17 protein-coding genes are annotated in these 17,603 nt (G+C 72.9%); 11 read left to right on the top strand and 6 right to left on the bottom strand.

Going from position 1 to position 17,603, the window contains the following annotated elements:
* Nucleotides 1–46 precede the first annotated feature (46 nt).
* Nucleotides 47–1,555 (top strand): M20 family metallopeptidase, encoded by a 1,509-nt coding sequence (locus H9645_RS13090; protein ID WP_191730130.1) that lies wholly within the window; start codon nt 47–49, stop codon nt 1,553–1,555.
* Between the two features lie 81 nt (nt 1,556–1,636).
* Nucleotides 1,637–1,915, top strand: coding sequence for a GlsB/YeaQ/YmgE family stress response membrane protein (locus H9645_RS13085; RefSeq protein ID WP_191730129.1), 279 nt, complete (start codon nt 1,637–1,639; stop codon nt 1,913–1,915).
* 88 nt (nt 1,916–2,003) lie between these two features.
* On the opposite strand, the gene cysC is transcribed toward H9645_RS13085, so the two are convergent.
* Genes cysC through H9645_RS13070 form a run of 3 tightly spaced genes read right to left on the bottom strand, consistent with a single transcriptional unit; the run spans nt 2,004 to nt 6,174 of the window.
* The gene (cysC, locus tag H9645_RS13080; RefSeq protein ID WP_191730128.1) at nt 2,004–3,836 is read right to left on the bottom strand and encodes an adenylyl-sulfate kinase; all 1,833 of its coding nucleotides are present in this window, start codon (nt 3,834–3,836) and stop codon (nt 2,004–2,006) included.
* The gene (cysD, locus tag H9645_RS13075; RefSeq protein WP_229823257.1) at nt 3,836–4,750 is read right to left on the bottom strand and encodes a sulfate adenylyltransferase subunit CysD; all 915 of its coding nucleotides are present in this window, start codon (nt 4,748–4,750) and stop codon (nt 3,836–3,838) included. The genes cysC and cysD overlap by 1 nt, the downstream gene beginning before the upstream one ends.
* Entirely contained in the window at nt 4,747–6,174 is a 1,428-nt protein-coding gene (locus H9645_RS13070) for a mannose-1-phosphate guanylyltransferase/mannose-6-phosphate isomerase (protein WP_191730127.1), read from the bottom strand. Before H9645_RS13070 ends, cysD begins: the two co-directional genes overlap by 4 nt.
* Nucleotides 6,175–6,255: 81 nt before the next feature.
* Here H9645_RS13070 and H9645_RS13065 point away from each other — a divergent pair, with 81 nt between their 5' ends.
* From H9645_RS13065 to aqpZ, 5 genes are all read left to right on the top strand, one after another.
* Nucleotides 6,256–7,284: an aminoglycoside phosphotransferase family protein gene (locus H9645_RS13065; RefSeq protein ID WP_191730126.1), complete on the top strand. Its 1,029-nt coding sequence runs from the start codon at nt 6,256–6,258 to the stop codon at nt 7,282–7,284.
* Entirely contained in the window at nt 7,281–8,000 is a 720-nt protein-coding gene (gene murU / locus H9645_RS13060; protein WP_191730125.1) for an N-acetylmuramate alpha-1-phosphate uridylyltransferase MurU, read from the top strand. Before H9645_RS13065 ends, murU begins: the two co-directional genes overlap by 4 nt.
* 23 nt (nt 8,001–8,023) lie before the next feature.
* Nucleotides 8,024–8,560 (top strand): SixA phosphatase family protein, encoded by a 537-nt coding sequence (locus H9645_RS13055; RefSeq protein ID WP_191730124.1) that lies wholly within the window; start codon nt 8,024–8,026, stop codon nt 8,558–8,560.
* A 171-nt stretch (nt 8,561–8,731) separates the two neighbouring features.
* On the top strand, nt 8,732–9,178 hold the full coding sequence (locus H9645_RS13050; RefSeq protein WP_189497016.1) for a hypothetical protein: 447 nt from the start codon (nt 8,732–8,734) through the stop codon (nt 9,176–9,178).
* A 109-nt stretch (nt 9,179–9,287) separates the two neighbouring features.
* Nucleotides 9,288–10,013 (top strand): aquaporin Z, encoded by a 726-nt coding sequence (gene aqpZ, locus H9645_RS13045; RefSeq protein ID WP_191730123.1) that lies wholly within the window; start codon nt 9,288–9,290, stop codon nt 10,011–10,013.
* A 10-nt stretch (nt 10,014–10,023) separates the two neighbouring features.
* Here the strand turns inward: aqpZ and H9645_RS13040 are convergent, their stop codons facing one another.
* The 3 genes from H9645_RS13040 to H9645_RS13030 form a co-directional block, all read right to left on the bottom strand.
* A complete protein-coding gene (locus H9645_RS13040; RefSeq protein ID WP_191730122.1) occupies nt 10,024–10,896 on the bottom strand; it encodes a pirin family protein in 873 nt (290 codons plus the stop codon).
* 121 nt (nt 10,897–11,017) lie between these two features.
* Complete coding sequence (gene rlmKL / locus H9645_RS13035; RefSeq protein ID WP_191730121.1) at nt 11,018–13,177, bottom strand: bifunctional 23S rRNA (guanine(2069)-N(7))-methyltransferase RlmK/23S rRNA (guanine(2445)-N(2))-methyltransferase RlmL; 2,160 nt, start codon at nt 13,175–13,177, stop codon at nt 11,018–11,020.
* Nucleotides 13,174–13,710: an alpha/beta family hydrolase gene (locus H9645_RS13030; RefSeq protein WP_191730120.1), complete on the bottom strand. Its 537-nt coding sequence runs from the start codon at nt 13,708–13,710 to the stop codon at nt 13,174–13,176. Before H9645_RS13030 ends, rlmKL begins: the two co-directional genes overlap by 4 nt.
* Before the next feature lie 103 nt (nt 13,711–13,813).
* On the opposite strand from H9645_RS13030, the gene H9645_RS13025 reads away from it, so the two are divergent.
* The 4 genes from H9645_RS13025 (at nt 13,814) to H9645_RS13010 (ending at nt 17,387) form a co-directional block, all read left to right on the top strand.
* On the top strand, nt 13,814–14,326 hold the full coding sequence (locus tag H9645_RS13025) for an N-acetylmuramoyl-L-alanine amidase (RefSeq protein WP_191730222.1): 513 nt from the start codon (nt 13,814–13,816) through the stop codon (nt 14,324–14,326).
* Nucleotides 14,327–14,363: 37 nt separating this feature from the next.
* Nucleotides 14,364–15,266, top strand: coding sequence for an acyl-CoA thioesterase II (tesB, locus tag H9645_RS13020; protein WP_191730119.1), 903 nt, complete (start codon nt 14,364–14,366; stop codon nt 15,264–15,266).
* Between the two features lie 4 nt (nt 15,267–15,270).
* A complete protein-coding gene (locus H9645_RS13015; RefSeq protein ID WP_191730118.1) occupies nt 15,271–16,101 on the top strand; it encodes a putative signal transducing protein in 831 nt (276 codons plus the stop codon).
* 152 nt (nt 16,102–16,253) lie between these two features.
* A complete protein-coding gene (locus H9645_RS13010; protein WP_191730117.1) occupies nt 16,254–17,387 on the top strand; it encodes an RNA polymerase sigma factor in 1,134 nt (377 codons plus the stop codon).
* Nucleotides 17,388–17,603: the final 216 nt, after the last annotated feature.

Raw genomic sequence — 17,603 nt, 5'->3', positions numbered from 1 at the left:
GGGCGGCGTAGAATCACGGGTCCACCGCACAACCCGGATATCCCCCATGGACACCAGCCTGCTTGACCCGACCCGCGCCGAACGCTTCGTCTCCGCCAAGTGGGACGACGAGATCGTGCCGCAGCTGGTGGAATACATCCGCATCCCCAACAAGTCGCCGATGTTCGACGCCGACTGGGTCGCCAACGGCTACATGGAGGACGCGGTGCGCCTGATGGAAGGCTGGGCGCGCGCACAGGACATCCCCGGCATGCAGCTCGAGGTGATCCGCCTGGAAGGCCGCACGCCGCTGATCTTCATCGACATCCCGGCGGCCAACGGCGGCAACGCCGACGACTGCGTGCTGCTCTACGGCCACCTCGACAAGCAGCCGGAGATGACCGGCTGGGACGAGGACCTTGGCCCCTGGAAGCCGGTGCTGCGCGACGGCAAGCTCTACGGCCGCGGCGGCGCCGACGACGGCTACGCCATCTATGGCTCGCTGGCCGCGATCATGGCGCTGCAGGAGCAGAAGCTGCCGCACGCGCGCTGCGTGGTGCTGATCGAGGCCTGCGAGGAGTCCGGCAGCTACGACCTGCCCGCCTACGTCGACCACCTCGCCGACCGCATCGGCCAGCCGTCGCTGGTGGTGTGCCTGGACTCGGGCTGCGGCAACTACGACCAGCTCTGGTGCACCACCTCGCTGCGCGGCCTGGCCGGCGGCAACTTCACCGTGAAGGTGCTGGAGGAAGGCGTGCATTCGGGCGACGCCTCGGGCGTGGTGCCGTCGAGCTTCCGCCTGCTGCGCCAGCTGCTGTCGCGCATCGAGGACGAGAAGACCGGCCGCATCCTGCTCGAAGGCCTGCACGTCGAGATCCCGGCCGAACGCCTGCAGCAGGCGGAGAAGTGCGCCGAGGTGCTCGACACGGCCGTGTTCGACAAGTTCCCCTTCCTGCCGGGCATGACCCCGATGAGCGACGAGCTCACCGAACTCGTGCTCAACCGCACCTGGCGCCCGGCGCTGTCGGTCACCGGCATCGGCGGCATGCCTGTGCTCGAGTCGGCCGGCAACGTGCTGCGCCCGCATACCGCGGTGAAGCTGTCGCTGCGCCTGCCGCCCACGCTCGACGGCAAGCGCGCCGGCGAGCTGCTGCAGGAAGCGCTGCTGCGCAATCCGCCGAACGGCGCCAAGGTCAGCCTCGAGCTCGAGAAGGCCTCCTCGGGCTGGAACGCCCCGGCGATGGCAACGTGGCTGGAAAGCGCGGTGGACGCCGCCAGCCAGGCCTTCTACGGCCGGCCCGCGATGTACATGGGCGAAGGCGGCTCGATCCCGTTCATGGGCATGCTCGGCGAGAAGTTCCCCGGCGCGCAGTTCATGATCACCGGCGTGCTCGGCCCGCACTCCAACGCACACGGCCCCAACGAATTCCTGCACATCGACATGGGCAAGCGGGTCACCGCCTGCGTGGCCCACGTGATCGCGGCGCACCAGGCGGCGAGCAGCCGCGGCGAAACCACCGGCTCCGCGGTCGCGGCCGACAGCGGCACGCGCCACGGCGACCACGGCTGCTGCTGACCGCGACACGGGGCGGTCGCCCACTGGCGCCGCCCCGGGGCCTGTTAAGCTCCCGACCTCATCGACTCGAAGGGGGCGGCAATGGAAGGTGTGTTCGGCGGCAGCAGCTGGCTCTGGATCATCCTGGTGGGCTTCGTGGTCGGCGTGCTGGCGCGCCTGATCAAGCCCGGCAAGCAGGACATCGGCATCATCCTCACGGTCGTCCTCGGCATCGTCGGCGCGCTCCTGGCCGGCTGGGTCGGGCGCCTGCTGGGCTGGTATGCGGACGGCGAGAAGGTCGGCTTCATCGCGTCGCTGATCGGCGCGATCGTGATCCTGTTCATCGCGGAAACGGTGAACGGCCGGCGGCGCAGGCGCTGACGGCGCTGGCGGAGCGACGGAAAGGCCGGGCATGCCCCGGCCTTTTCAATGGCGTCGCCCTGGTCCGGGCGCAGGCGGCCTGCCGCGCTCAGGCGAGCAGCAGGTCGATGACGCGCCCGGCCAGCGCGTCCGCGCCTTCGGCCATCGTGTCCAGCACCAGCTCCGCCGCCTCCGGCACCTCGTAGGGCGAGTCGATGCCGGTGAAGTTGGGGAGGTCGCCACGGCGGGCCTTGGCGTACAGGCCCTTGACGTCGCGCCGCTCGGCTTCGGCCAGCGGCGTGTCCACGAACACTTCGATGAAGTCGCCGTCGTCGAACAGCGCGCGCGCCGCGGCGCGCTCGGCGCGGAACGGCGAGATGAAGCTCACCAGCACGATCAGGCCGGCATCGGTCATCAGCCGCGCGACGTGGGCGACGCGGCGCACGTTCTCCACGCGATCTTCTTCGGTGAAGCCGAGGTCGCGGTTGAGGCCGTGGCGCACGTTGTCGCCGTCGAGCAGGTAGGTGTGGCAGCCGCGCGCGACCAGGCCGCGCTCCACCAGGTTGGCGATGGTCGACTTGCCGGCGCCCGACAACCCGGTGAACCAGACGCAGCGCGGACGCTGGCCCTTGAGCCCGGCGCGCACCGCGGGCGTGACGTCCAGCGCCTGCCAATGCAGGTTGTCGGCGCGGCGCAGGCCGTGGCGGACCATGCCGGCGCCGACGGTGGCGCGCGTGAGCATGTCGACCAGGATGAAGCTGCCCAGCGCCGGCTCTTCGGCATGGGGCGCATAGGGAATCGGCGCATCCAGCGCCAGCGCGACTTCGCCGATGTCGTTGGCCTCGAGGCGCTTGGCGGCCAGCGGCTGCAGGGTCTCCGGATCCAGCAGGTGCTTGATCTCGCCCACGCGCGCGCCGACGACGCGGGTACCGGCCTGCAGCTGGTAGCGGCGACCGGGCAGCAGCGCGGCCTCGTCGAACCACAGCAGGTCGGCGACGAACTGGTCGGTGGCGGCCAGCGGCGCGGACGCGGCGGCCAGCACGTCGCCGCGCGCGGCGTCGACGTCCTCGGCCAGCCGCACCGAGACCGCTTCGCCCGCGTGGGCTTCCGCGGCGGACTCGCCCGAGCGGCGCAGCGCCGCCACGGTCGCGGCCACGCCGTCGGGCTCGATGCGCATGGCATCGCCCGGGCGCAGCGTGCCGGAGGCCAGGGTCCCGGCCAGCCAGCGGCCGCCGTCGCCGTCGCGCAGCACCAGCTGCACCGGCAGCCGCGCCGGGAGGCCGGCGCCGCGCGGCGTGACCACCACCGATTCGAGGTGTTCCAGCACCGTCGGGCCGGGGTACCAGGGCATGGCGTCGCGCGCGGGCGTGGTGACGTTGGCGCCCGTGGCGGCGGCCAGCGGGATCACCGCGACGTCGGCGATGCCGAGCTTCCCGGCGTGCGCGCGGTAGGCATCGGCGATGGCCTCGAACACCGCCCGGTCGTGGCCGACGCGGTCCATCTTGTTCACCGCCAGCAGCACGTGGCGCACGCCGAACATCGAGGCGATGGCGGTGTGGCGGAAGGTCTGCGGCAGCAGCCCGCGGGTGGCGTCGACCAGCACGATCGCGAGGTCGGCGACCGAGGCGCCGGTGGCCATGTTGCGCGTGTACTGCACGTGCCCGGGGCAGTCGGCGATCAGGAAGCGGCGGCGCGGCGTGTCCAGGTGGCGCCAGGCGACGTCGATGGTGATGCCCTGCTCGCGCTCGGCCTCCAGGCCGTCGAGCAGCAGCGCGTAGTCGATGTCGCCGCCGCGCGTGCCGTGGGTCGCGCTGGCCTTCGCGAGCGCGGCGCGCTCGTCGTCGGGCACGCGCCCGGCCTCGGCGAGCAGGCGGCCGATCAGGGTGCTCTTGCCGTCGTCGACGCTGCCGCAGGCGACGATGCGCAGGAAATCGCGCGCCATCAGAAGTAGCCCTCGCGCTTCTTCTTCTCCATCGAATCGCCCTCGGCGTGGTCGATCAGGCGGCCGGCGCGCTCGGACTGCGTCCCGGCTTCCATCTCGGCGATGATCGCGTCGAGGTCGGCGGCATCGGATTCCACCGCGCCGGTCAGCGGGTAGCAGCCGAGGGTGCGGAAGCGCACGCGGCGCATCGCGGGCGCCTCGCCCTCGCGCAGCCGGAAGCGGTCGTCGTCGACCATCACCAGGGTGCCGTCGCGTTCCACCACCGGGCGCTCGGCGGCGAAATACAGCGGCACTACCGGGATGCCTTCGCGGCGGATGTAGCGCCAGACGTCCAGCTCGGTCCAGTTCGACAGCGGGAACACGCGCGTGCTCTCGCCGGGATTGACCCGCGCGTTGTACAGGTTCCAGAGCTCCGGGCGCTGCCGGCGCGGATCCCAGCGCTGGTTGCCGTCGCGGAAGGAGAACACGCGCTCCTTGGCGCGCGACTTCTCCTCGTCGCGGCGCGCGCCGCCGATCGCGGCGTCGTACGCACCCGCGGCCAGGGCCTGCTTCAGCGCCAGCGTCTTCATCACCTCGGTGTGGCGGCTGGCGCCGTGGCTCTGCGGGCCGATGCCCTCGCGCACGCCGTCGGGATTGATGTGCACGCGCAGGTCCACGCCGGTGTCCGCCGCGCGCTGGTCGCGGAAGGCGATCATCTCGCGGAACTTCCACGTGGTGTCGACGTGCAGCAGCGGGATCGGCGGCTTCGCCGGCGCGAAGGCCTTCAGCAGCAGGTGCAGCAGCACCGAGCTGTCCTTGCCGATCGAATACAGCATCACCGGCCGGCGGCACTGGCCGGCGACCTCGCGCAGGATGTGCAGGCTCTCCGCCTCGAGGCGGTCGAGCTGCCGGTCGATCGCGCCCGCGTCGCTCACGAGCGCCCGTAGACGTCTTCGTAGCGGACGATGTCGTCCTCGCCCAGGTAGTCGCCCGACTGCACCTCGATCAGCTCCAGCACTTCGCTGCCCGGGTTTTCCAGCCGGTGCTTCGCGCCCAGCGGGATGTAGGTCGACTGGTTGGCATGCAGTTCGAAGACATCGTTGTCGCGGGTGACGCGCGCGGTGCCGCGGACCACGATCCAGTGTTCGGCGCGGCACCTGTGGGACTGCAGGGAGAGCCGCCCGCCGGGCTTGACCTTGATGCGCTTGACCTGGAATCCCTCGTCCTGATCGATCGAGTCGTAGCTGCCCCAGGGGCGATGCACCTCGCGGTGGAGCACGGCGTGGCTGCGGTCGTCGGCCTTCAGCCGCGCGACCACGTCCTTGACCTGCTGCACGCGGTCCTTGGCGGCGACCAGCACCGCGTCGTCGGTCTCGACCACCACCAGGTCGTCGACGCCGACCAGGGCCACCATGCGCCGCGACCAGACGTAGCTGCCGTGGCTGTCGACGGCGATGACCTCGCCGTTGTGCGCGTTGCCGTCGGCGTCCTGCTCGCTCACCGCCCACAGCGCCGACCACGAGCCGACGTCGTTCCAGCCGATGTCCACCGGCAGCACCATCGCGCGGTCGGTCTTCTCCATCACCGCGTAGTCGATAGAATCCGAGGGCGCGGCGGCGAAGGCGTCCTTGCCCAGGCGCACGAAGTCGCCGTCGCGCGCGGCGCCGTCGAACGCAGCGCGCACCGCATCGAGCATGTCCGGGCGGAAGAGGCCGAGCTCCTCGAGGTAGCGCGAGGCCCGGAACAGGAACATGCCGCTGTTCCAGTAGTAGCCGCCGTCGTCGACATAGGCCTGCGCGGTGGCGGCGTCGGGCTTCTCGACGAAGCGCAGCACCTCGCGCACGCCTTCGCCCGCCTGGCCCGCCCCCGCCTGGCCCGCCCCCGCCTGGATGTAGCCGAAGCCGGTCTCGGCCGCCTCGGGCACGATGCCGAAGGTCACCAGCGCACCGGACTCCGCTGCCGGCATCGCCTCGCGCACGGCCGCCTGGAAGGCAGGAGCGTCGCGCACGACGTGGTCGGACGGCAGCACCAGCAGCAGCGGATCGGCGCCGCCGGCCATGGCCTGCAGCGCGGCCGCGGCGATCGCCGGCGCCGTGTTGCGGCCGACCGGCTCGAGCACGATCGCCGCGCCGTCCACGCCGGCCTGGCGCAGCTGTTCGCCGGCCAGGAACCGGTGCTCTTCGTTCGCGACCACGATCGGCGCCAGCGTCGCCAGCGGCGCCACCCGCAGCCAGGTGTCCTGCAGCATGGTGCGGTCGCCCGACAGCGCCAGGAACTGCTTCGGATAGGCCTCGCGCGAGAGCGGCCAGAGCCGCGTGCCGGAGCCTCCGGACAGGAGCACGGGTTGCAGCTGGGTCATGGTGCGGCGGACCTGTGGTGTTGTACGGGAAGCCCGCAGTTTACCCTGTGCGCGACGCCGCCCCGCCGGCCCGGAGACCGCATGAGCACCGCCACCGAAGACCCCCGCGCCGGCGAGCGCGACGACTGGGCCCGCGCCGCCACCGGGCAGCCGGAGCTGGCGCTTGCGCGTGCCTCGGCCGATGCCGGGTTCCGCAGCTACTGGCGCGCCACCGCCCCGGGCCACGACAGCCTGGTGGTGATGGATTCGCCACCGGCGCTGGAGGACGTGCGCCCCTGGCTGCGCATGCACGAGCTCTTCGAGCGCGGCGGCGTGCGGGTGCCGCGGGTGCTCGCGCGCGACGTCGAGCGCGGCTTCCTGCTGCTCGAGGACCTCGGCGTGGACACCCTTCTGCACGTGATCGACGCCGGCAACGCCGATGCGCACTTCGACGCCGCCATCGACCAGCTCCTGCGCATCCAGGCCATCCCCGCGCCCGACGACCTGCCGCGCTACGACGAGGCCCTGCTCGGCCGCGAACTGCGCCTGTTCGACGACTGGTTCCTGGGACGCCATCTCGGCGCCACGCTGGACTGCGGCGACCTCGAGGCGCTCGACCTCGCCTACCGCGTGCTCGTCGATGCCGCCCTTGCGCAGCCGCGGGTGCTGGTGCATCGCGACTACATGCCGCGCAACCTGATGCCGGCGGCCGATGGGCTGGCCGTGCTCGATTTCCAGGACGCCGTGGCGGGGCCGGTGGCCTACGACGCGACCAGCCTGTTCAAGGACGCGTTCCTGAGCTGGCCGCCCGCACGCGTGGACGCATGGCTGCTGCGCTACCACGCCCGTGCCCGCGACGCCGGCGTGCCGGTCCCGGCGGCGCCCGAACGCTTCCTGCGCGATGCCCGCCTGATCGGCATCCAGCGCCACCTGAAGGTGCTCGGCATCTTCGCTCGGCTGAAGCACCGCGACGGAAAACCGAAATACATCGCCGATGCGCCGCGCTTCCTCGCCTATCTCGACGAAGCGCTGCCGCGGCACCCGGAGCTCGCGCCGCTCGCCGGAGTGCTCGATCGCCACGTGCGTCCGGCCCTGGCCGTCGCCGGCGAGCGGCCAGGCGCGGCGACGTGAAGGCGCTGGTCCTTGCGGCCGGGCTCGGCGAGCGCATGCGTCCGCTGACCGACACCACGCCCAAGCCGCTGCTGGCCGTGGGCGGCAAGCCGCTGCTCGCCTGGCACCTCGAGAAGCTGGCGGCGATCGGCGTGCGCGACGTCGTGGTCAATACGTCGTGGCTGGCCGACCGCTTCCCGCTGGCATTGGGCGACGGCGCGCGCTGGGGCCTGCGCATCGACTACTCCTACGAAGGGCCGACGCCGCTGGAGACCGGCGGCGGCATGTGGCAGGCGCTGAGCCTGCTCGGCGACGCCCCCTTCATCGCGGTCAACGGCGATGTCTGGGCCGACTTCGACTTCGCGCGACTGCCGGCGTCGCCGCGCGGCGCCGCGCCCCTGGTGCTGGTCGACAGCCCGGAGCACAACCGCGGCGGCGACTTCGCGCTCGACGCAGGCGGCACCGTCTCCAGCGAGGGCGCCGAACGGCTCACCTTCGCCGGCATCGGCGTGTACCGGCCGTCGTTGTTCGACCGCTGGCGCGACGTGATCGGCGACGCAACCGGCGCCGGCGACACCCCGCCGCGCTTCAAGCTCGCGCCGCTGCTGCGCGCGGCCATGGCGCGGTCACGGGTGACGGGCGAACACCACCGCGGCCGCTGGACCGACGTCGGCACGCCCGCGCGGCTGGCGGCGCTGGACGCGGAGCTGCGCGGGACCGGGCACGGCGGGGCATGAATCGCGGCGTATGCTGTAGCCCCATGCGCAGCGCCCTCCTCGCCACCCTGGCCTTCGTCGCGGCCGCATCGCCGGCCTCCTTCGCCACCGGGCCCGTGGGCATCGTCGGACCCCCGCCTACGCCGTTGACCATCGTGGTCGTGCGCCACGCCGAGAAGGCCAGCGATACCGCGCGCGATCCGGAGCTGTCCGATGCCGGCCACGCACGCGCCCGCGCGTTGGCCGCGGCGCTGCGCGACGAGCCGCTGGTCGCGGCCTGGTCCAGCGACTTCCGGCGCACCCGCCAGACCGCGGCACCTGCGGCGCAGGCTCACGGACTGGACGTGCGGACCTATGACGCCGCGCTCCCCGCAGAAGAATTCGCCAGGCAGCTGCGCCGCGCCAACGACAGCGGCTTCGTGCTGGTGGTCGGCCACAGCAACACCGTGCCCGGCATCGTCGCCGCCCTGTGCGGCTGCGAGGTCGACCCGATCGACGAAAGCGTCTACGGCGGCCGCTACGACGTGCGCTTCGACGCGGATGGCCGCGCCACGCTCACCGTCAGCCACTTCCCTGCGTGACCCGCGCACGGTCCGCCGCTGGCATCACGCCGGCGGCCGTCGGGGCCTGGATCCGCGGGAAACCTCGCATTCGGTCCGCAAAGCGTGAACTCCATCACGGATTTTGACGCGCCGCACCAGACACTCTCCAGAAGACGGGGCGCATGTTCAGGCGCTGCCCAGGGGGACATCATGAAAGCGAAGACTCTGCTGGCCACGGCCATCCTGCTTTTGGCGGGCACTGCCCATGCCCAGTCGTCGAGCAGTTGCCCGACGCTGCCGGCCAACAGCGGCACGGCATGGGAACGGCTCGACGGCGACGGCTACACCTTCTGCAAGGCCATCCGCGAGAGCGACGGGCACCAGGTGCTGGCGGTGATGATCACCGACGACGCGCCGTTCAAGCCGCGACGCGCCAACCGCATCCAGGAAGCCCGGATCGACGGCGACCCGAACTGGTGGTACCGCAGCGAGCTCTCCGGCAGCGTCGGCATCGAGGTGCGCGAGACCCTGGTCGAACTCGATTCCAGGCACGTCGCCCACATCTCGGCGCGCGCGACCAACGAGCAGGACATGTCGCAGGCGATGTCCCTGGCTGAAACGCTGCGCTTCGACGACGTCCGCCTCTCGATCAACTGATCCGGCCGGCGCCGGCTTAACGCGGCGCGAACATCTCCGGGCCTGCCCGGAGTTAGCGTTTCCCCCGGGGAGGGCGGCCAGCCCGGCCGCCCGATATCGAGGGGGCAACATGATCAGGAAACTCGCGGCCGAGTTCATCGGCACGTTCTGGCTGGTCCTTGGCGGTTGCGGCAGCGCCGTGCTCGCCGCGCACTTCGGCGGCGACGGCAATCCGCTGGGGATCGGTTTCCACGGCGTCGCGCTGGCCTTCGGCCTGACGGTGCTGACCGGCGCCTATGCCTTCGGCCACATTTCCGGCGCGCACTTCAATCCGGCGGTCAGCGTGGGCCTGTGGGCCGGCGGCCGCTTCCCGGTGTCGGCGCTCGTGCCCTACATCATCGCCCAGGTGGCCGGTGGCGCCTTCGCAGGCTGGATCCTGTACCTCATCGCCAGCGGCAACCCGGGGTTCTCGATCGACCCCGCGGCCGCGGGCGCCTTCGCGAGCAACGGCTACGGCGCGCTGTCGCCGGGCGGCTATCCGCTGGTCGCCGCCGCGCTGTGCGAAGTGGTGCTCACCGCGATGTTCGTGGTCGTGATCATGGGCGCGACCCACGGCCACGCACCCGCGGCGCTGGCCCCGGTGGCCATTGGCCTGGCGCTCACCCTGATCCACCTGATCAGCATCCCGGTCACCAACACTTCGGTGAACCCGGCGCGCTCGACCGCGGTGGCGTTGTTCGCAGGCTCCGGGGCGATGGGCCAGCTGTGGCTGTTCTGGGTGGCGCCGCTGCTGGGCGCAGTGGTCGGCGGCGGTATCTACGGCTGGCTGGGCCGCGAGCCGGCGGCGGTGGACTGACCCGCAGCGATCAGAAGCGGCCTTCCTGGAAGTCGACGAAGGCCTGCATGAGTTCCTGCCGCGTGTTCATCACGAACGGCCCGTGACGCGCCACCGGTTCGCGCAGCGGCCGCCCGGCGATGAGCAGCACGCGCGCACCCGCGGTGCCGGCCTGGATGCGCAGCAGGTCGCCGCCGCCGAGGATCGCCAGCTCCTGGCTGGCCACGGCACGGGCTTCGTCACCCGAACCGAGCGTGGTCTCGCCCTCGAAGACATAGGCGAAGGCGTTGTGGCCCTCGGGCAGCCGGTGCTCCCAGGCGACGCCGGCCTCCAGCGTGGCGTCGAGGTACAGCGGCGACGTCGCCGGCTGCTCGATCGGACCGCGCACGCGGCCGCCATCGCCCGCGTCCAGTTCGCCGGCGACCACGCGCACCTCCACGCCCGCGGCCGGACGCGCCCGCGGGATGCGCTCGGGCGCGAACTCCTGGTAGCGCGGCTCGGTCATCTTGTCCTTCGCCGGCAGGTTCACCCACAGCTGGAAGCCGCGCATGCGGCCTTCCTCCTGCTCGGGCATCTCCGAGTGCACCAGGCCGCGGCCGGCGGTCATCCACTGCACGCTGCCGGGCACCAGCAGGCCCTCGTTGCCGTGGTTGTCGCGATGGCGCATGCGGCCGTCGAGCATGTAGGTCACGGTCTCGAAACCGCGGTGCGGATGCTCCGGGAAGCCGGCGATGTAGTCCTCGGCGCGGTCGGTGCCGAACTCGTCCAGCAGCAGGAACGGGTCGAGGTCGGGCAGCCCGGGGCCGCCGATGACGCGCGTGAGTTTGACGCCGGCGCCGTCGGACGCGGCGCTGCCGCGCACCTTGCGCACCACGCGGGTGGAATCGAAGCGGGTCGTGGCCATGGCGGACTCCTCCTGGGGCTCCCTCCATCATGGTGCCGCGGCTCCGGCGCGGAAGTCCCGCCCCTGCAACGCTGCGGTGCCGGCGGTCGCGACCGCCCGGCGGCGGCCCCCGCAGGCGCCCTCAGCGCCGCTGCAGGCGCCAGGCGCGGTGGATCCGCGGGTTGCGCGCGAAATCGGGCGGCACCGTCCCGGCGGTGATGTCCTCGCAGGCCGCGAACGCCGCCACCGCCTCCTCGTCCAGCCGGAAGCGCCGGTAATTGTTGGAGAAGTACAGCACGCCGTGCGGCGACAGCCGCGCCACCGCGGCCTGGAGCAGGCGCACGTGCTGGCGCTGCATGTCGAAGTCGTCGGCGCGCGCGGAGTTCGAGAACGTCGGCGGATCGCAGAACACGAGGTCGTAGTCGCCGTCGTCGGCCTCCAGCCAGGCGACCGCGTCGGCCTGCACCATCCGGTGCGCCTGGCCGCCGAGCGGGCGGCCGTCGACGCGGTTGCCGCGCAGGTTGTCCGCGGCCCACTGCAGGTAGGTCGCCGACAGGTCGACGCTGGTGGTGCTGGCGGCGCCGCCCACGGCGGCGTGCACGGTGGCCGCGCCGGTGTAGCAGAACAGGTTGAGGAAGCGCTTGCCGCGCGCCTCGCGCTGCAGCCGCGCGCGCAGCGGGCGGTGGTCGAGGAACAGGCCGGTGTCGAGGTAGTCGAACAGGTTCACGCGCAGGCGCGCGGCGCCTTCGCGCACGGTGATGTACTCGCCGCGACGCTCGGGGCCGCCGGCGCCTGCGTACTTGCTGCCGCCCTTGCCGCGCGCGCGGACCTTGGTGGCGATGCGCTCGCGCGGCACGCCGAACACCTCGCGCGCGGCGGCCAGCACCTCGCCGAAGCGGCGGCGCACGTCGGCCTCGGGGATGTCGGCGGGCGCGGCGTATTCCTGCACGTGCAGCCAGGTCGCGTCGGGATCGTCGGCCTCGGTATAGACGTCGATCGCGACCGCGTACTCCGGCAGGTCGGCGTCGTAGGCGCGATAGCAGGACACGTCCTCACGCACCCGCCAGGCCTTCGACGCGCGCAGGTTCTTGCGCAGCCGGTTGGCCAGCATCTGCGCGCCGGGACCCAGCGGCCGCGGTGCGCTGTCCTCGCGCAGCGGCGGCTGCACCGGGTCGGCGACCAGCAGCGCGCACTCGAGCGCGCCGTTGAAGACCTGGTAGACCTTCTGTGGGCGCAGGCCGGTGGCGCGCGCGAGCTCGGGGCTGCCACACAGCAGGCTCGCGCGCCAGTACGGCGCGATGCGCCTGAGCGCGTCGCCGAGGCCGCGGTAGAGCTGGGCATCGGCCGCCAGGCGCGCATCGTAGGGCGGGTTGCTGGCCACCAGGCCGCGCACCTGCGGCATCGGCCGCAGCGCGGCGACCTGGCGCTCGTCGAACTGCATGGCGTCGGCGAAGCCGGCCGCTTCGGCGTTCGCGCGCGCGGCGCGCAGGGCGGCGGGATCGACGTCGCTGCCGAAGAACACCGGGCGCAGGGCCTCGCGGCCGGCGCGCTCGCGCTGCAGCGCCTCGGCGCGCAGCGCGTCCCAGGCGGCGAGGTCGAAGCCGCTCCAGCGCGAGGGCACCGTGCCGCCGTGGCGCAGGAGCCCCGGCGCGACGTCCGCGGCCATCGCCGCGCCTTCCAGCAGCAGGGTGCCGCTGCCGCACATCGGGTCGAGCAGGGCGCCGCCCTCGGCGTGCACCTGAGGCCAGTGGCCGCGCAGCAGCACCGCCGCGGCCAGGGTTTCCTTCAGCGGCGCATCGCCCTGCGAGCGGCGCCAGCCGCGGCGATGCAGCGCGCCGCCGCCGAGGTCGACCGACAGCACGGCGCGGCCCTTGCGCACGACCAGGTTGAGCAGCAGGTCCGGCGATTCCAGGTCGACGTCCGGCCGTTCGCCGGTCTCGGCGCGCAGGCTGTCGACCACCGCGTCCTTGACGCGCTGCGCTGCGTAGCGCGCGTGGGTGATGGCATCGCCGGACACGCGGGCGTCCACCGCCAGCGTGCGCCCGGGCGCCAGATGGTCGACCCAGGGCAGCGCAGAGACGTTGCGGTAGAGCACGTCCTCGCTGTCGCAGTAGAACTCGGCCAGCGGCCACAGCACCCGGCTGGCCAGGCGCGACCACATCACCGCGCGCTGCGCGTCGGGCAGTTCGCCCTCGACGTTGACGCCGGCCACGGTGGCGGTGGCGCGTTCGCAGCCGAGCGCGACCAGCTCGTCGGCCAGCAGGTATTCGAGGCCCTTGCCGCAGCTCGCGAAGAACTTCACGGCGCCAGCGACCCGAGCAGGTCGGCGAACAGCGCGGCGGACGCTTCGACGTGGCCGGACAGCCGGTGGCCGTCGTCGACCAGCAGCAGGCGGTCGCCGCGCGGCGCCGCCCAGGCGACCACGTCGGTCGCCGGGATGAGCTCGTCCCGCCAGCCATGGATGATGGCGGTCGGAACGGGAGCCGCCTGCAGCGGATGCTTCGCCGCGAGGTTCACCGGCGGCGCCATCAGGAACAGCGCGCGCACCGGCAGCTGCAGCGAGACCGCGCCCGACACCCAGGCGCCGAGGCTCGATCCGGCCAGCACCACGGGGCCTTCCGCGGCACGCGCGGACGCCAGCGCCTGCAGGTGCGCCAGGCGAGCGGCGACGTCGCCATGCCGGCCCAGCTCGAGCTTCGCGTCGAACGCGGTGTAGTCGGGGCGCTCGTGGCTCCAGCCGAGGCGCTGCGCCACCTCGGCCAGCGCGGTGACCTTGGTCGCGTCGGGGCCGCTCTCGAAGCCATGGGACAGGATGCAGTGGCCGCGAAGGCTCATGGTGTCGCCGGTGCCGGGGGAACATGAATGCTAGCATCGCGCCGTCTCCCGCCCGGGCCGCGACGTGCGCATCGACCCCCTGCCCTACGAACGCCTGCTGGACATGCGGCCGCCGTCGCAGGTGGACCTGGTGGTCATCCACTGCACCGAACTGCCCGATCTCGCCACCGCGCGCGAGTACGGCGAGCGCGTGCTGTATCCGGCCAGCGGCACCGGCAACAGCGGCCACTGGTACATCGACCGCGACGGCGCGGTGGAGCGCTGGGTCGACCCTGCCCGCATCGCCCACCACGTGCGCGGCTTCAATCCGCGCTCGGTGGGCATCGAGCTGGTGAACACCGGCCGCTTTCCGCACTGGCTGGATTCGCGCCACCAGGCGATGGACGAGTCCTATCCCGATACGCAGCTCGAGGCGCTGGCGGTCCTGCTGCGCGCGCTGTGCGCGGAGCTGCCGGCGCTGCGCTGGATCGCCGGCCACGACGACCTCGACACGGAGTCCGTCCCCGCGAGCGACGACCCTGCCCTCCGGGTGCGCCGCAAGCGCGACCCCGGCCCGCAGTTCCCCTGGGACCGCATCCCCGCCGACCTGCCCCTGCAGCGCCTGCCGCGCCAGTGAGCGGCGTCGGCGGGACCCTGGCGCCTATAATCGCCCGATGCCCAATGCCACCCCCGCCCCGGCCTCCGAACTCCTCGAACTGCTCACCCTCGAGCGCCTCGAGGACAACCTGTTCCGCGGCCAGAGCCGCGACATCGGCACGAAGTACGTCTTCGGCGGCCAGGTGCTGGGCCAGGCGCTGTCGGCCGCGCAGGCCACGCTGACCCAGCCGCGCGGCGCGCACTCGCTGCACGCCTACTTCCTGCGCGCCGGCGACATCGAGCATCCGATCGTCTACGACGTCGACCGCACCCGCGACGGCGGCAGCTTCTCGGTGCGCCGGGTCACCGCGATCCAGCACGGCAAGGTGATCTTCTTCTGCGCGGCCTCGTTCCAGGACGCCGAGGACAGCGCCGAGCACCAGCTGTCGATGCCCGAGGTGCCGCGGCCGGAGGACATCGAGCCCGCGCACGCGATCCCGGAACAGGTGCTGGCGACGCTGCCGACCAAGGTGCAGCGCTGGCTCGACCGCAGCGGCCCCTTCGAGTTCCGCCACGTCTATCCGCGCGACGAGCTCAACCCGCCCAAGCGCCCGCCCTACCAGCAGGTGTGGTTCCGCCTGGCCGAGAAGGTCGGCGACGCGCCCGAGCTGCACCGCGCGCTGCTGGCCTACGCCTCCGACTTCCACCTGCTCGGCACCGCCACGTTCCCGCACGGCATCAGCTACTACACGCCCAACGTGCAGATGGCCTCGCTCGACCACGCGCTGTGGTTCCACCGCCCGTTCCGCGCCGACGACTGGCTGCTGTACTCGATCGACAGCCCGAGCGCGCAGGGTTCGCGCGGACTGGCGCGCGGCCTGATCTACGACCGCCACGGCCGCCTGGTCGCGAGCACCGCCCAGGAAGGCATGATCCGCGTCGTTGGCGGGGCCGCCGCGCCGGCGTCGACCGGGAGCTGACGCCGTGCGCCAGGTGTTCTCCAGCCCCCGCATCGAGAACGTCGAAGCGGTCGCCCGGATGCTCGAGGACGCGGGCATCGAGGTCCGCGTCAACAACGGCCGCTCCTACCGCGGCGCCATCCGCGGCAACTTCAGCTACCGCGAGGAAGGCGGCGGCGGGCCGCGACCGTCGGTGTGGGTGATCCGCTCGGACCAGCAGCCCGAGGCGCGACGCATCCTGCGCGAAGCCGGCCTGCTGCAGTCGCCGGTGCGCGGCGACAGCTTCCTGCCCGGCGCGCCCGCGTCGTCGACGCAGGCGGCGGCGCAGCCCGCGCGCGGCGCCGGCCGCTTCCGCTACGGCCTGCTGCTGGCCGTGGCGGTGACCGCGGCGCTGGCGCTGCTGGCCTGGCGCGCCGGACGCGACGACGCCGGCGTCCCGGACGCGGCCGCGGGCCATGGCCCGGCCGTCGCGCCGGCTCCGGCCACGCAACAGGACCTGCCCGGCATGCCGGAGGTGGCGTTCCTGCCCGAGGAGGCCTTCACGGTCGCGACGCCGCCTGCCCTCGCGACGACCCTGCTGCGCGCCGAACTGGCCGCGGCCGGCACCACCCGGGGCTGCCTGGCCATCGACGGCGCCGATCCCGGGCCGGAACCGCTGCGGGAACTCGCCGCCGCCGGCCTCGACGTGCTGGCGGACTCGGCCTGCACCGGCGACCGCCTGGCCGTGTCCGTTTCCGGATACAGCACCGACGGCTCCGGCGCCGGCACCGTGCAGGTGGCCGTCGGCGACGGCGATGCACAGACCCTGGCGGTGCGCCGCGAAGGCCGCGACTGGCTGCGCGAGCCCGCACCCTGAGCCACGCCCCCGGGCCCGGCGAAAGCCGGCCCGCCCCGGTCGGCATGGGCCATCGCCGCCCCGCACCGCCGCCACCGGCCATCGGTCACGTTCCGCCCCCCGCCGCGTCTGGCTAGGATGGTGCCCGCCCGGCACCGCCACGCGACCCGCCCATGACCGCCTGCGCCATCGACGCCCTGATCCACCGCGAACTGCCCGCCGCCGCCGGCGGCTGCGAGCAGGCCTATACCCGCATCATCGTCGCCAGCCAGAACACCGTGACCGCGGTCGCCCTGGCGATCACGCGCGACCCCACGGCCAGCGAGGACATCGCCCAGGAGGCCTTCCTCTCGGCCTGGCAGAACCTCCGGCGCCTGCAGAACCCGTCCAGCTTCCTGCCCTGGCTGCGCCAGATCACCCGCAACCTCGCCTTCGACCACCTGCGCCGCCACCGCAACCGGGCCATCGGCGGCGAGGCCGCCGAGATTGCGATCAGCCACGCCGCCGATCCCTCGCTGCTGCCCGAGGAGCAGCTGATCGACGCCGAGCGCGAGCGCATGGCGGCCGAGCTGATCTCCGAGCTGCCCGAGGACAGCCGCGAAGTGCTGCTGCTGTACTACCGCGAGGGCCAGAACTCGCGCCAGGTGGCCGAGCTGCTCGGCCTGTCCGACGCCGCGGTGCGCAAGCGCCTGTCGCGCGCGCGCAAGAGCCTGCGCGGCGACCTGCTGTCGCGCTTCAGCGACTTCGCGCGCGCCACCGCCCCGGGCACCGCGTTCGCGGTCGGCGTCACCGCGATGCTCGGCTTCAGCCGCCCGGCCGCGGCGGCGGGCTTCGCCAAGGTCGGCGGCAGCGTGCTCGGCGGCGTGCTCGGCAAGGGCGTGCTGGGCACGGCCGGCGCACTCGGCGGCGGCCTGCTCGCGGGCCTGGTGACTGCCTGGCTGTGCCGGAAGATGCTCGTCGCCTATGCCGACGACGAGGACGAGCGCGCCGACATCCTGCGCGTCTACCACACCTACATCTGGACCTCGCTGCTGGCGGTGGGCCTGACGCTGGCCGCGGCCTTCGGCTTCGACAGCCTGGTCCCGACCTATGCGCTGGCGCTGGCGGCGATCGCGGTGCTGAACTGGCAGTTGCTCGGCCCGCTGGCGCGCGTGATGAATCCGCTGCTGCGCCGCGACGCCATGCGCAACCCCGAAGGCGCACGCATGCGCCAGCTGCTGTACCGGCTGACCTTCGGCCCGAGCGGCGTCGCGATCAGCAACCTCGCGATCATCGGCGGCCTGGTGCTGCTGTACCTCAAGGGCTGACAAAAAAGTTCTTAGCCCAACCGGGGAGAATGTTCGCGTTGGTGCTGTTCGGGCTGCGCTGACCCGGCGCGGACGCAGGGGCGCTTCGGGAAGCTGCGGGCGGCCCGGCGCGGACGCAGGGGCGCTTCGGGAAGCTGCGGGCGGCCCGGCGCGGACGCAGGGGGGATGCCCAGCCGGAATCTGCGCTGTCCTGCTCCCACTTCCGGCCGCCGGCCA

The sequence above is a fragment of the Luteimonas colneyensis genome (assembly GCF_014836665.1).
Taxonomy (GTDB): Bacteria; Pseudomonadota; Gammaproteobacteria; order Xanthomonadales; family Xanthomonadaceae; genus Luteimonas; species Luteimonas colneyensis.
This window is presented reverse-complemented; position numbering and strand designations above follow the sequence as displayed.

Coding starts and splice junctions, on each gene's coding strand:
- H9645_RS13085 (WP_191730129.1), top strand. CDS start 1,637: ATGGAAGGTGTGTTCGGCGGCAGCAGCTGGCTCTGGATCATCCTGGTG.
- aqpZ (WP_191730123.1), top strand. CDS start 9,288: ATGATCAGGAAACTCGCGGCCGAGTTCATCGGCACGTTCTGGCTGGTC.
- H9645_RS13070 (WP_191730127.1), bottom strand. CDS start 6,174: ATGACCCAGCTGCAACCCGTGCTCCTGTCCGGAGGCTCCGGCACGCGG.
- H9645_RS13030 (WP_191730120.1), bottom strand. CDS start 13,710: ATGAGCCTTCGCGGCCACTGCATCCTGTCCCATGGCTTCGAGAGCGGC.
- cysC (WP_191730128.1), bottom strand. CDS start 3,836: ATGGCGCGCGATTTCCTGCGCATCGTCGCCTGCGGCAGCGTCGACGAC.
- H9645_RS13065 (WP_191730126.1), top strand. CDS start 6,256: ATGAGCACCGCCACCGAAGACCCCCGCGCCGGCGAGCGCGACGACTGG.
- H9645_RS13055 (WP_191730124.1), top strand. CDS start 8,024: ATGCGCAGCGCCCTCCTCGCCACCCTGGCCTTCGTCGCGGCCGCATCG.
- H9645_RS13010 (WP_191730117.1), top strand. CDS start 16,254: ATGACCGCCTGCGCCATCGACGCCCTGATCCACCGCGAACTGCCCGCC.
- H9645_RS13090 (WP_191730130.1), top strand. CDS start 47: ATGGACACCAGCCTGCTTGACCCGACCCGCGCCGAACGCTTCGTCTCC.
- H9645_RS13050 (WP_189497016.1), top strand. CDS start 8,732: ATGAAAGCGAAGACTCTGCTGGCCACGGCCATCCTGCTTTTGGCGGGC.
- H9645_RS13040 (WP_191730122.1), bottom strand. CDS start 10,896: ATGGCCACGACCCGCTTCGATTCCACCCGCGTGGTGCGCAAGGTGCGC.
- tesB (WP_191730119.1), top strand. CDS start 14,364: ATGCCCAATGCCACCCCCGCCCCGGCCTCCGAACTCCTCGAACTGCTC.
- H9645_RS13025 (WP_191730222.1), top strand. CDS start 13,814: ATGCGGCCGCCGTCGCAGGTGGACCTGGTGGTCATCCACTGCACCGAA.